9 protein-coding genes and 1 tRNA gene are annotated in these 14141 nt (G+C 51.3%); 1 reads left to right on the top strand and 9 read right to left on the bottom strand.

All coding sequences use genetic code 11. The features are described 5' to 3' along the window. Positions 1 to 12 precede the first annotated feature (12 nt). The 9 genes from Q9292_RS03340 to Q9292_RS03300 form a co-directional block, all read right to left on the bottom strand. The gene (locus Q9292_RS03340; protein WP_194749691.1) at positions 13 to 327 is read right to left on the bottom strand and encodes a (2Fe-2S) ferredoxin domain-containing protein; all 315 of its coding nucleotides are present in this window, start codon (positions 325 to 327) and stop codon (positions 13 to 15) included. Between the two features lie 31 nt (positions 328 to 358). Then, positions 359 to 1312, bottom strand: coding sequence for a TonB family protein (locus Q9292_RS03335; RefSeq protein ID WP_313984738.1), 954 nt, complete (start codon positions 1310 to 1312; stop codon positions 359 to 361). Between the two features lie 15 nt (positions 1313 to 1327). Beyond that, positions 1328 to 2698, bottom strand: coding sequence for a UDP-N-acetylmuramate:L-alanyl-gamma-D-glutamyl-meso-diaminopimelate ligase (mpl, locus tag Q9292_RS03330; RefSeq protein WP_313984735.1), 1371 nt, complete (start codon positions 2696 to 2698; stop codon positions 1328 to 1330). Positions 2699 to 2768: 70 nt separating this feature from the next. Continuing rightward, positions 2769 to 3395, bottom strand: a complete 627-nt coding sequence (gene thiE, locus Q9292_RS03325; RefSeq protein ID WP_313984733.1) for a thiamine phosphate synthase — start codon at positions 3393 to 3395, stop codon at positions 2769 to 2771. Then, positions 3379 to 4236 (bottom strand): hydroxymethylpyrimidine/phosphomethylpyrimidine kinase, encoded by an 858-nt coding sequence (locus Q9292_RS03320; RefSeq protein ID WP_313984730.1) that lies wholly within the window; start codon positions 4234 to 4236, stop codon positions 3379 to 3381. The genes thiE and Q9292_RS03320 overlap by 17 nt, the downstream gene beginning before the upstream one ends. An 11-nt stretch (positions 4237 to 4247) precedes the next feature. Further along, positions 4248 to 4321, bottom strand: a tRNA-Gly gene (locus tag Q9292_RS03315). A 104-nt stretch (positions 4322 to 4425) separates the two neighbouring features. Further along, positions 4426 to 8094, bottom strand: coding sequence for a YDG domain-containing protein (locus tag Q9292_RS03310; RefSeq protein WP_313984728.1), 3669 nt, complete (start codon positions 8092 to 8094; stop codon positions 4426 to 4428). Positions 8095 to 8287: 193 nt separating this feature from the next. Continuing rightward, positions 8288 to 9997: a ShlB/FhaC/HecB family hemolysin secretion/activation protein gene (locus Q9292_RS03305; RefSeq protein WP_313984725.1), complete on the bottom strand. Its 1710-nt coding sequence runs from the start codon at positions 9995 to 9997 to the stop codon at positions 8288 to 8290. A gap of 139 nt (positions 9998 to 10136) precedes the next feature. Then, a complete protein-coding gene (locus Q9292_RS03300) occupies positions 10137 to 12404 on the bottom strand; it encodes a primosomal protein N' (RefSeq protein ID WP_313984722.1) in 2268 nt (755 codons plus the stop codon). Between the two features lie 59 nt (positions 12405 to 12463). On the opposite strand from Q9292_RS03300, the gene argS reads away from it, so the two are divergent. Next, complete coding sequence (gene argS, locus Q9292_RS03295) at positions 12464 to 14122, top strand: arginine--tRNA ligase (protein ID WP_313984719.1); 1659 nt, start codon at positions 12464 to 12466, stop codon at positions 14120 to 14122. Positions 14123 to 14141: the final 19 nt, after the last annotated feature.

The raw sequence follows: 14141 nt of genomic DNA, 5'->3' as shown, positions 1-14141 counted from the left end.
GTTGAGCAATGCTTAGACCACCAGGCGCTCCACAACCTTGCCTTGCTGCAGATGACTTTCGATGATGTCGTCAATATCGCTTTCATCGACAAAGGTATACCAGACCGCATCCGGATAGACGACCATGACCGGGCCAACGCCACAACGGTCCAGGCAACCGGCACGGTTAATCCGCACTTTGCCAGCCCCAGCCAAGCCTTGCTGTTTGACCTGCTTTTTCATGTAATCAAAAGCCGCTTCGGCACCTTTGTTCATACAACAGTCTTCACCGTTTTCACGCTGGTTCAGGCAGAAAAAGACATGGTATTGAAAGTGGCTTGGAGTCATCTAAATTGCCTCAGTAAATAGGGACTGCACATTACTCAGTCGAAAGTTGGTCATCCCTGGTAAAGTTCCAGGTACGGGTAATACTCAGCACATCGGTATCCTGACGAATATCTTCGGTGAATACCGGAAACGGCGCGGCCAATTGCACAATACGACGTGCGGACTCATCGAGCAACCTGTGCCCGGAGCTGCGATGAATACGAATATCTTCTATCGACCCATCGGCCTTGATCGACACCGTCATCTGCAATTGACCATATAATTTTTGTGTTCGGGCCGCCTGCGGATAATTCAGGTTTCCCACACGCTCAATTTTTTGCCGCCATTGCTCCACATAATTCGCAAAGCGATATTCACGCGTGCGGGCACCGATAAATTGTCGCTTGGGGCGATTTTCATAGGCCTCCTGCTGCTTGGCAATCAATGCTTCCAGCTTGGCCATTTCTTGCATGGCAGCCAATTGCGGCTGTGATTGCTCTGGCAGCAATTTTGCCGGCGGTTGCTCTTTGCTGGATGGATGCGGCAATGTGGACGGCGCCTGCAGACTAGTGACCGATGTACTGGCTTTTAGTTGCGTCAGTAGTGCCTGTGCTTCTTGCTCCAGCTGGGTCACCCGCTGTTTTTCTCGAACCAGCTCAGACTCTTGCGGGGCCGCAGCAGGCGTTGCTGAGGCGGTGTTTGCCTGTGGCGTAGCGGGCAAGGCTGCTTGTAATTGCTGCACGCTGGGCATCGGACTTTTCATCTGCCGCTTTTCATCGGTATTGCCGCCGCGATCGAGGTTGGCTTGTGCCAGCGCATCCGCTTTTTCTGGCGCACTGCGGGTTTTGCTGTTGACCAGCATCACCTGCAAAGAGGGAATCTGGTCTTTAAACGCCTTGAGTTCGGGCTGAAAATGGAGCGTCAGCAATACGGCGTGAACCAGTAAAGAAGCCCACAAGGCCCATACCAGTGGTGACTGTTTGCTGAAACCTTTCACGAGGCCCATGCGGCGTCTGCCTGTTTATCCCTGCAAAGACTGCAATAATTTCTGGTGCACGCCGCCGAACCCGCCATTGCTCATCACCAGCACATGGTCGCCAGGTTTGGCCATGGCGCTGACAGCGGCCACTAACTGTGTCAGGTCATCAAAGGTTTGGGCTTTGTGCTGAATCGGCGCCAGCGCCGCTGCAGCATCCCAGCCCAGGTTGCTGGCGTAGCAAAATACGGCATCGGCATCGCGCAGGCTATCGGGCAGTGCCTCTTTCATCACACCCAGCTTCATGGTGTTAGAGCGTGGCTCGAGGACGGCCAGAATGCGAGCTGCGCCCACTTTGGCGCGCAAGCCTGCAACCGTGGTGGCAATCGCGGTAGGATGGTGGGCGAAATCGTCATACACCGTGATTTCGTTAACCACGCCTTTGACTTCCATGCGGCGTTTGACGTTTTTGAATTCGCTCAAGGCCTCAATCGCAATGCAAGGTGCGACACCGACATGGCGGGCGGCGGCAATCACAGCCAGCGCATTATTACGGTTATGTTCGCCGAGCAGATTCCAGCTCACATTGCCCTGGCGCTCACCGTTAAAAAACACATCAAAGCGGCCTTGGGCATCCACATGTTGCACTTGCCAGCCTCTCGCGCTGTCTATGCGCTCCACGGCACTCCAACACCCGCGTGCAAGTACCCGGTCCAGGCTTTCTTGTTGGTTCGCGACCACCAGACCTTGCTGAGGCACGGTGCGCACCAGGTGATGGAACTGCTTTTCAATGGCGGCAAGGTCGTCAAAGATATCCGCATGATCGAATTCCAGATTATTCAGTACGGCTGTACGCGGACGGTAATGCACGAACTTTGAGCGCTTGTCGAAGAAAGCGGTGTCATATTCATCGGCCTCAATCACAAAGAAAGGGGAGACCGATTGCGGATCTTGCCTGGGTGTTTGTGGCAACCGCGCAGAAACACCAAAGTTTTCAGGAACGCCGCCAATCAAAAAGCCCGGCGCCAACCCGGCGTACTCCAGCACCCAGGCCAGCATCGAAGACGTGGTGGTTTTGCCGTGTGTCCCGGCCACGGCCAGCACCCATTTACCTTGCAGTACATTCTCTGCCAGCCACTGTGGTCCAGAAATATAAGGCAATCCTTGATTGAGGATTTCCTCCATTAAAGGATTGCCACGGGTCACCACGTTGCCAATCACATAAATATCAGGCTGCAAGCCCGTTTGCGAGGGATCAAAGCCTTGGATCAACTCAATGCCCTGAGCCTCGAGTTGGGTGCTCATAGGCGGGTACACATTGGCATCACAGCCAGTGACCCGATGCCCGGCCGCCTTGGCCAGCACGGCGATGCCGCCCATAAACGTGCCACAAATGCCAAGGATGTGAATATGCATAGAATTTACCAGAACAGATTAACGCATGCATTTTACCAAACAACGTCTGGCAAAACGGTAGTGATGTGATTCAATTTGACGCAAATAAAGACTGATATGCCCGGCAACGGGCAGTGATATCGTGCGACTGGAAAATATCGCTAATCACGGCCAGTGCATCCGCGCCAGCCGTGATCAATGGACGGGCATTCTCCAACGTTATCCCTCCAATGCCAACCACCGGCACAGACAACTGTTGCCTGGCTTGCGCAAACAACGCAGTCTCGGCACGCGGCGCATTCGGCTTGGTAGAAGAAGGATAACAGGCGCCGAAAGCCACGTAATCCGCCCCCGCAGCCTGCGCGTGTTCCGCCAGCGAAAACTGGTTATAGCAAGAAGCGCCAATGATTTTTTGTTTACCGAGCAGGGCGCGTGCCTGCGTGACGGCACGGTCATTCTGGCCCACATGCACGCCATCTGCATCCAGATGAGCGGCCAGATCAACATGGTCATTAATCAAAAAGGGAATCTGAGCGCCACGGCATAATGCCAACAAGGCTGCCGCTTGCTCCAGACGCAAGGCCTCGGTGGCCGTTTTATGACGGTATTGCACAATGGCAACGCCTCCACGCAAGGCCTGCGTCACCTGTTCGCACAACAGTGCAGTGTCATCACAATCTGGCGTGACCAGATACAAACCTTTAATGCTGAAGCTCACTCGCCTTTTCCTGTACCTCGGACTCACGTGCCCAGAAGAAACGGTCGGGAATAAACTGCCCCATGCCCGGCCTAAAGGCGTGACGCAGGGTTTGCCAGGTAAATTCCTGTGCTTCGTGCACGGCTTCTTCCATACTCAAGCCATGTGCCAAACATGCGGTGATGGCACTGGTGAGCGTGCAGCCAGAGCCATGATAACTGCCAGGCAAACGTTCCCAGTGATAATCCTTGATCAGGCCAGGCACGCCATTTTGTAAACCATACAAACTGTTAACGACGTCATTTGAACGCTCGTGCGTGCCCGTGATCATCACATATTCAGCCCCCATGCCCAGCAGGCGTAGCGCACATTCTTCAAGCGAGCTATGCTTCACCTCGTCGCTTTCATCGTAATAGGCCAGGCGACGGGCCTCCAGGCTATTAGGCGTAATCAGAGTGGCTTGCGGGAACAAGAGCTCGCACATCGCGGCCTGCATTTCTTCATTCGACAACTCGTCGCCGCGGCCGGATGCAAGAATCGGATCGATGATAAGCGGCACATCCGGGTAATCAGCCACTATCTCGGCAATCACTGCCACATTTTCAACGCTCCCCAGCAAACCCAATTTAAACGCGCTGACGGAAACATCTTCCAGAATGGTGCGTGCCTGATCATTGATCAGGTCTGCATCCAGCGGCATCACGCTCTCTACCCCCACTGTATCTTGCGCGGTAATGCCAGTAATCACTGACAAGGGGTAGCACCCGATGCTGGAGAGCGCCAGAATATCGGCCTGCACACCTGCACCACTGCTGGGATCTGTGGCCGCAAACGTTAAAACGGTGGGAGGGGTATTTGCCATGAAAAATCCTTTGGAGCGGCTGACGGGAATCGAACCCGCGTATCAAGCTTGGGAAGCTGGCGTTCTACCATTGAACTACAGCCGCAGATGAACGGGCTCTATTTTACTTGGTGTTAGCATGAATACAAAACATTATTCAGCATAAAAATAAAGCCGGACAATTGCCCGGCTTTATTAACACTCAACACATTAAATACAATTCGAGTTCACACCATCCGGCAATTTAACGCCGGAACTCAGGATAGGCGTACTACCCAGGTGATCTTCATTCACTGGACAAGCCACTGCATCCGGATCTTCATCATCCCCCGCAGCAGGGTTCAGTGAAACGATGGTCATCGTATTCAAAGCAGGGTTAGTTCCGACTAGGCCACCTAAACCAGCGTTGTCACGTGGTGAGATATTCAACGTTGTAGTCGTTGGGGTAGTAGGGGGCGTTGGAACAGCCAAAATACTAGCTGTAGTCGTTGCGGTATTATTAACCAGTGTATAGTTACCTGCATCTACACCACCTAAAGTGATGCCACTGATATTAACAGTTTTACCAGCACCTACGGCACTATCAATAAACTGTCCGTCAGCTGTCGCCACTGTCAGCTGATCATTACCCAATCGTCCATTAAATATGGCAGCACCCGTATTTAAAGAAGCAAGTGTATTACCATCAAAGACTTTGTCATTGGCTGTTATTCCAGCGACAGTTGAAAGGCTAGCCGGGGTAATTTGACCAATAGCTCCAGTTGCACTTGCTGAGGTCTGATTGTTGGTCAAGGTATAACCATACACCTGTCTCGCCACATCAACACCATTTCTACTTGTTGTATTAGTCACACTCAGGATCGAAATAGGATTAGTGGTCACGACCTTATTGTCGCCAACATTTTTGTTATCAAAAGTTGCAGAAACTATATTACTGTAATTAATCACATCACCATCTCGGCCCTCTGTCACCAATGATAAGCCTGCAATACTAGCATCTGTTGTCGTATCGTAAACACGACTTACAGACCCAGATAGCTTGGGATCAATCACAATATTTTCAGAGTAAATCAAGCCATTCCCTTTGGCTGCAGCATTGATCTGCTGCGTACCATTTTTTACACCATCATAAGTAGTGCCGTACTGCTTGAAATCATAGCCGTTGAGGATTTTTGTCCCGCGCTGCCCATTATCCGGTGACTGTGAATAAATGAGCCAACGACCATTTGCACCCGTAGAAATATCAAAGTTGCTGGTATTCCTATACCCTCTGCCTGCAACAATTGTCGTATTCAAACTCTGAGCATTAGTAATGATATTGCCAGACTGAATTACATCGCGGCCCGCACGAATAAAGAGATCAGGAGCCTGCCCAATTGTTCCATTGGCTAACGCAAAACCGACTTTGAGTGAAATTTCTTTAGTGACAACATCACCATCAGTCGAAACAAGTGAGACCGACCCAGCATTACCGCTTTGGCCTTTACCTGTTGCACCCGAAGCGTTGATATTGCCAACATTAATACCCGTACCCGCATTCACAGCGATATTACCTGCATTTGTACCGTTGTTATTGCCAGGATTGGAGGCATTCGTATTAATGTCCCCGGTATTAACGCTCCCATTGTTAGCGGTTAGAGTGACATTTGCTCCATTGGAGTTGCTGACGCCTTGAGTATTAATATTACCAATATTCAGATTGCCGCTAGCACTACTGATTTGAACTGCACCTGAATTACTGGCAGCAATATTATTACCAGCACCCGCCCCGCCAGCGCCAGTAGTGATGTTACCGACAGTAGCATTTCCGGAGGTGGAGATTGTCACTGCACCGCCATTACCACCTGGCAATGCAACAACTTGTCCGTTAGGGGCCACGACTGAAGAGCCCGAAGTATCAATATTGCCTGTCATATTGAGGCTGCCAGCATTGATCGTTACTGTGCCACCATTAAACCCAGCTGGCGGAAATGAGTTTTCACGCCCTTTGGCAGAAATATTTGCTGAGCCCAAATCTGCAGAACCAGTCACCGTAATATTCACATTACCAGCGTTTCCTGTGCTACTTCCGGCGCCAGGCGCACTGATATCACCCGCTGTATGCGTCAATGTCGCAGCTGAAAGTGTGACGCCGCCTGTCCCTGAAATATTGGCACCAATTGCTAAATTACCGGTACCGCTATTGTCAGCATCTGCCTTAAGGTTGATACTGCCTTTGCCAGTGGTTGTAATTGCAGCATTTACATTGATGTCATTATTTGCTTCCAGACGCACGCTACCATCACGATTCATCGTAAGCGCACTGTTAACGGTAATGTTATTGTTAGCTTGCAAATAGAGCTCGCTGTAACCCTTCACCTGAGTGACATTGACTTCAGTATTTGCCCCTGGATTACTGGCGAATGCATCATCTGGGGTGCCATCCGGTTGGTTTGCTGGTGCAGATGCCGCGGTGTTATTCAAAACAATGTTTTCAGGATCAAATAAAACGGTGCCACCGATGCCATTTGTGGCACCAACATTAACGTCACCTAGCATGGCCAAGTGCTGCTTGCCAGAGACCTCAACAAAACCACCGTTTCCACTCTTGGCACCGCCTTGAGCAGAAATCTCGCCATAGTAACGGGTCAAATCATCCGCCCAGACAACCACTTTACCGCCATTGCCTTCCTGAATGGCATCTGCTTTGATCGTTGCACCGCTGGCTACATAAGTGGTTCTAGCGTTGTAAACCGCATCATTTTTACCTTGGTAATCACCACCTACCAACACTTTGCCACCGCCTTTATCGCCGGAGGCATCCAGCACAGCGCCGTTCATCAAAGCGACTTGCTCGCCTGTGACCTCAATAGTGCCGCCAGTAGTGTGCTCACCTTTCGCAATCAAGCGGCCTGACACTTCGACTTTGGCATTATCGCCACCTTCCAGACGGATGACGCCATTACGTTCGACCAGTTGATTGGCTTCCACAATCCCGGAGATATTGATGGCTGAGGCACGGGCATTGGTTGCCATTTGCACAAAGCCACCATCGGCATAAATGGAACCACTGTTTTTAATGGTGGCCTCGAGTGCACCACCTGACAATTTGGTTTTAACCAGTCCATTGCCAAAAAAGTCCAATGTCGCTTGTTGGGCAGAGCCCAATACCACACTACCGTTGCTTGCGACCAAGGTACCACTGTTATCGACGGTTTTGCCTAAGAGAACAATGTAGCCTTCATTTTTTGCTTTGATGACACCATAGTTTTCCACGTTACCAACGATGCTGCCCACGGCAAAATTGTATTTGCCTTTAATAAAGTCATCATTAGAAATGTCCAAACTGGAGGCAACGATATTACCGACATTCACTTCTGCACCGTGACCAAATAAAATCCCGTTTTGGTTAATCAGGAACAGGCTTCCATTGGAATTAAGTGTGCCCATGATTTCGGAACGGCTATCTCCGATTACACGATAGAGCGCACGGCCAGCATCTGGCATCACAACATCTAGTTGATGGCCTTTTTCTACACCAAACTTGTAAAAATCAACAATATTGACATTGGCTGTATGGGTATACTGAGTATGCGTACTGCTCAAATCTTTGACTGCCAGATCACCCGCAACCACCCCAGCAACCACATTGGTATCAGCAAAAGAAGTCAATGGAGCGATGACCGCAGCAAATGCACTGGCGACAAGCATGCCACGTTTGGCAGAAGAGGTGATAGCACCAATATGTCGCTTGCCTACATAGCCAGAAGCCGGTTCAGGCACTTTTCCACTGACACTGGACTTACCTTGCGCGCGCGCGGTTTCTGCAACGGCAACCCAAGCTTGCTGAAGCCGACTCCACACAAGACGGTAGATATGGTTTAAGGATGCTGCTTTCATGACACTTCTCCTTGTTAATAATAAACGCCACTGATCTCATGACCAGTGGGTTACCATTACTTCTCTCATATTCCTGATATGAATGTAATTTTGGTTCAGGAATTTTTTTTTGTATGTAGCCCAGTATGACTAATGCCTATTCATCCGAGCTACTTATTTTATTTTTGCCAGGCCGAGACCTGTTGGTTTACTACTAGAAATTTTTTCTCAACTGACCCCAGAGCTGGTACTCAGTATTACTTGACGAACCATCCAGATCACGCTTTTGCTGGGAGTAGGTGGTCGTTAATACCCATTGCCCTGGAATCTGGATATCAGTACCGATACCCACATGTTGGGAGCGGACATAGTTGCTGCTGCCAATCGGGTCATGATTTAACTTGCCACGACCAGCATCGTAAAAAACAAACGGCGTCACAGCTTGGATGTAGGGAGTCACGTCAGCGCCCGTGGTCGCAAAAGTACGGCGTAAATCAGTTCCTGCCATCCAGCCTTGGTCTGCCTGGCTGGGGATATCAGAGAATTGACGCCAGCGGTTAATGGCACCAATACCAAAGCGCTCTGCGATATCAAGGTTACTATTTGTGCCTTGGTAATCTGCCCGCACAATCCAGTTAACGCCATTGTCGAATACCTGCGTACGGCTGGAAGTCCAGTTCCATTTGGTAAAACTGCCTTGAACATCCAGTTGAGTCTTGTCATTTGCTTTGGCTGCGTTGTCCTTAATTGAAACATTCCCCTGTGTCAGCACCAAACTCCACTGATAAGCAACATCACCTGCTTCATTGATCCAATCACCTAGCACACCTAATTCCACACTACTGATATTTCGACGGTTATCAATAGAAAATGCTTTTACTTCGTCATCGAGAATTTTGTAGTTACTGCCTACCTTGAACGAAATGCTTTTTTTGGTTTCACGTAACCAGGGATGTTCTAAAGACGCATAAAAATAATGCGCATCGCCCGACGCATCAAACTGTTTGAAATCGCGACCAAGCTCATAATCTACATAGCTGTAAGCCAGATTTAAAATATTACCTGCACTGCCAACAGGGGTCAGATACAATCCACTCAATGAGCGCTGACCTTCATCTCTGGAAACTTTACCCACCACCGCCAATTGATCTCCACGACCGTTCAGGTTGTTGACGGCACCGCCAAAACCTAATGTTTCTCGACCGGTGTAACGGTTGCCGTAAGTGTTCGCCGCCACATATCCACTGTAACGCGCTCTGGGTTCAACAGACACAGCCACATCTGAACTGCCCACAGCCTCACCGGGGTTGAGCTGAGAGGTGACCTGAATGCCCGGCAAGCCGTTCATCACCATGATATTGCGCACGAGGTTGCGCTCATTGAGCACATCGCCCTTGTTCAAGCCGTACTCGGAAACAGACTGGAAATACGACTGATCCAGCCCTTCACCGGTTTCGGCTTTCACCTCGCCCAAAGTACCTTCCAGAATCGCCAACTCAACCACAGCTTCTGCTTCAGTAGTTTTTTGCAAATCTTGCGTAGGCAAATAGACTTGTGTCAGCAAGTAGCCACGTTGGCGGTAATAGTTACGAATGGTACCCACCGCTTCATTCAGCTCGCGCATACCCACTTCATGGCCAGTCAGCGAGGCGACTTGTGCTGCAAGCACCTCATCTGAAAACTGTTTGTTGCCAGAAAATTTGAACGCCTTTACCACAATCTTCAGACTGGATTTCTTTTGTTTTTTTTCTGGCTGTGGCGTTTCTTGTGGTACCTGAATAATGGGCCGTGGCTCTGGAATAATCGGTCTAGGGATATTGGGCTGCAAGGGCTCCGGGAACGAAACGCCCCCTGCCAAAACCTGCGAGCAATATCCCATGACCAGCCAAGGAATCAGGCGCATACCTGTCGTGTGTTTTTTCAAGATGACTCCCCAAAACTTTTATTAAAATCAATATGCTACAAATAATATCGCAACCCTTAAATTTACCTTAAAAAACAATCAAACACTAACCCTTTTTTACAAAACACCCTGTCATTCGAAGACCACTTTTGCAAATTTGCTAGTATTCCAGGGCATCGACATCCAATACCCAGCGAATTTTCGCCTGTAATGGATGTGCTCTTACCCAGGCGACGGCCACTTGCAGTAGCTGCTGCAAGGCGTTGCGATGTGCAGATTGCATCATCACATAGCCACGCTCCATACGGTTCAGGCGTGCAAGCCCAGGTCTTACCGGGTCATAAATTAGCGGCTGGTCAGGCAAAGTTGCAGCATGCTGATCGACATAGGCTCTGGCGGCCAAACTAAACTCCGTCAGAAACTGGTTTACTAGGGCATACTCAGTGGCTTCTGCTTTCATCACGGCAATATAGGTAGCAGGCGGGAACTGCATCGCCATTCGCTCTTGCAACAAAGCCTGTGCAAACTCGGCGTAATTCTGCTCGCGCAAGGCGGCAAATAAAGGGTGCTGCGGGAAGGCCGTTTGTATTAACACCTCACCCGGTTTTTCACCACGGCCGGCACGACCGGCCACCTGCATTAATTGGGCAAACAAGCGCTCGCTGGCGCGGTAATCCGGGCTATACAATGCACTGTCGGTATCGAGCACACCCACCAAGGTCAGATTAGCAAAATCATGGCCTTTGGCCAGCATTTGGGTGCCCACCAAAATATCGATTTCACCGGCATGCACCTCGGAAAGCAATGTAGTTAAAGCATCTTTGGCCTGAATGGTATCTCTGTCCACGCGCGCGACGCGCGCCTGCGGAAACACCTGCTGCAGCGTTTCCTCGATGCGTTGCGTCGCCTGACCAACCGGGCGCAAATCCGGATTGCCGCAACTTGGACATTGCAGCGGAATAGGCTGCTCATCGCCACAGTGGTGACAACGTAGCACACGCTGCCGCAAGTGCAGCACCGCTTTGGCAGAGCACCGACGGCAATCAGCCAGCCACTGGCAGGCCGAGCAATGCAGCACCGGGGCATAGCCACGGCGATTAATAAACAACAAGCTTTGTTCGCCACGCTGCAAACGCTGCTCTATCGCCTGCTTCAACAGGGGCGTCAATCCGGCTTCTGGCGGCGGATGCGCAGTATCTATACAAAAAATACGTGGCAATGTGGCTTGCGACACCGCCCGCTTGTTTAATGTGAGCAAACGATAAATCGGCTTTCTGCCGCCTGCGTGCTCCTGATCGCCCGTTGCGTTGTACCAGCTTTCCAGTGAAGGCGTGGCACTGCCAAGCACCACGGGCACACCATGCTGCTTCGCACGTACCAGCGCAACATCGCGCGCATGATAACGCATGCCATCTTGTTGCTTGTAAGAGCTGTCATGCTCTTCGTCCAGAATCATCAGCTTGAGGTGAGGCATGGGCGTAAACACACTCAAGCGCGTCCCGATCACAATGCGTGCGGCGCCAGACTGTGCCGCTTGCCAGTTTTGCAAGCGCTCACTCTCACTCAAATGGCTATGCAAGGTAACCAATGCGTACTCACTGAGCCGGCTACGAAAACGGCTTTCCAGCTGCGGTGTCAGGTTGATTTCGGGCACCATAATCAGCACTTGCGACTGTGGATCAGCCAACACTTTTTCCAGCAAGCGAATATACACCTCGGTTTTACCCGAACCCGTGATCCCAAACAGTAGCCAGGGCTGAAATCCATGCAGGCGGCCCAGAATCGCCTCAACGGCCGCGGCCTGCTCGTCATTGAGTTCGGGGACCTGCGCGGAGGCAGGCATGGAGGGCCGGGTCGCGATGACTTCTCGCCTGTTTACATAGCCGCCATCCAGCAAGGGCTGTAACGCTTTGCGCCAAGTGGCTGAAACCGCAGCGAGCATGGCCTCACTGCATTCGGTGTGCTGCTGCAGCAAGGCCAGCAACCTCGCTAAGACTTGTTGCCGCTTGCCGATCAACGCATCAGGCACCGGTTGTGCCAGATGATAGAGCCACATTTTGCGCGACACCGCCGGCTTGATTTGCCGCAAGCGCAATGGCAGGCTGGATAATACGGTTTGCCCAAACGGATAGTGATAATAGTCTGCACAAAAGCGCAATAATTTGAAGCTGGCAGCATCCAGCGGCACGTCGTCAAACACTTGCAATACCGCTTTGAGCTTGTGCAAGGGGATATCGGTCTCATTGACCAGAGCCATCACGATCCCCACCAGTTGTCGTCCAGCAAATGGCACCACCACGCGGTTACCCACTTTGATCACCAGGCCAGGATTCAGGTAATCAAACTCACGGTCCAGCGGCACATCAAGCACGACGCGCACAATGCTGGCGGACGTGGTGACCTGAGGAGCGGCGGATGTTGAACACATGGGTGAAAAGGCTTAATTAGGTTAAAATGGCGGTTTGACGATAACGCATCATTTTAACCTTGAAACAAACGATCACAGAACTGATTCTGCAAGCGGTGACGCCGCTGGTGGCAGACACCTCCAGTCTCCATATCATCCTTGAGCGGCCAAAATCTGCCGAGCATGGGGATTTCGCGACCAATATCGCCATGCAACTGGCTAAACCGCTCAAGCAAAATCCGCGCATGATTGCCCAGCAGATTATCGACGGCTTGCCCGCCAACCAGGTGATCAGCAAGGTGGAGATTGCGGGTGCAGGCTTTATCAATTTCTTTTTGTCGGCAGATAGCAAACAGGCCATCGTGCACGATATTTTGAAACAAACCGACCAGTTTGGCCGCAACCCGGCAGGGCAAGGCGAAAAAGTCCAGGTGGAGTTTGTCTCTGCCAACCCCACTGGCCCGTTACATGTGGGCCATGGCCGCGGTGCTGCGGTCGGCGACTGTTTATGCCGATTACTGGCCGCCAATGGCTGGGAGGTGACGCGTGAGTTTTATTACAATGATGCAGGCGCACAAATCGATAACCTGACCAAATCGGTGCTGGCGCGCGCGCAAGGGATAACGCCAGACGATGCAAGCTTCCCTGAAGATGGTTACCGTGGGGACTATATCCTCGAAATTGCAGAGGCCTTTTTAGCCAAAGCGACGGTGACTGCTGACGACATGCAGGTGACTGCCAGCGGTGATGTCAATGATACGGAATCCATACGCAAGTTTGCGGTGGCTTATTTGCGCCATGAGCAAGATCTCGACTTGCAGGCATTCCAGATCAAATTTGATGTGTTCTCACTCGAAAGCGCGCTATACACCGAAGGCAAGGTAGACAACACCGTGCAATCGCTGATCGCCAGTGGTCACACCTATGAACAAGACGACGCCTTATGGCTGCGCACAACGGATTTTGGTGATGACAAAGACCGCGTCATGCGCAAAAAAGAAGGTGGCTACACCTATTTTGTGCCGGATGTCGCTTACCATCGTGAAAAGTGGCAGCGCGGTTTCAAACGTGTGATCAACGAGCAGGGCGCAGACCACCACAGCACCATTACGCGCGTGCGCGCCGGGCTACAAGCCCTCAATGTTGGCATTCCGCAAGGCTGGCCCGAATACGTGCTGCACCAAATGGTCACGGTGATGCGCGGCGGTGAAGAGGTCAAGCTCTCCAAACGTGCAGGGAGCTATGTGACTTTGCGCGACCTGATTGAAGAAGTTGGCTGTGATGCCACGCGTTACTTTTTGGCGGCGCGTAGCCCGGATTCGCAATTGGTGTTCGACATCGATCTGGCACGTGCGCAAACCAATGACAACCCGGTTTACTATATCCAATACGCGCATGCGCGCATTTGCAGCGTATTGAATCAATGGGGCGGCGATGTTGGCAGCCTCACCACCACCGACCTGTCACCACTCAACAGCGCAGCAGAAACAACCCTGATGCAAGCCTTGGGGCAATACCCTGAAGTGGTCAGCAGCGCCTGCCAGGCACTGGCACCGCACATGGTGGCCAACTATCTCAAGGAGCTAGCCAGTGCCCTGCATAGTTATTACAATGACACCAAATTTTTGGTGGATGATGCACAAGTCAAACTGGCACGCCTGTCGCTGATTACCGCAACCCGCGTTGTCCTTCGCAATGGCTTGTCTTTGCTGGGGGTAAGCGCCCCGGATAAAATGTAAGCACCTGAAAAGTGCCCGA

Source organism: Methylophilus sp. VKM B-3414 (assembly GCF_032248435.1).
In the GTDB taxonomy this organism is placed as follows: Bacteria; Pseudomonadota; Gammaproteobacteria; order Burkholderiales; family Methylophilaceae; genus Methylophilus; species Methylophilus glucosoxydans.
Note: the sequence above shows the minus strand (reverse complement) of the source record. Positions and strands in the feature narration are given on the sequence as shown.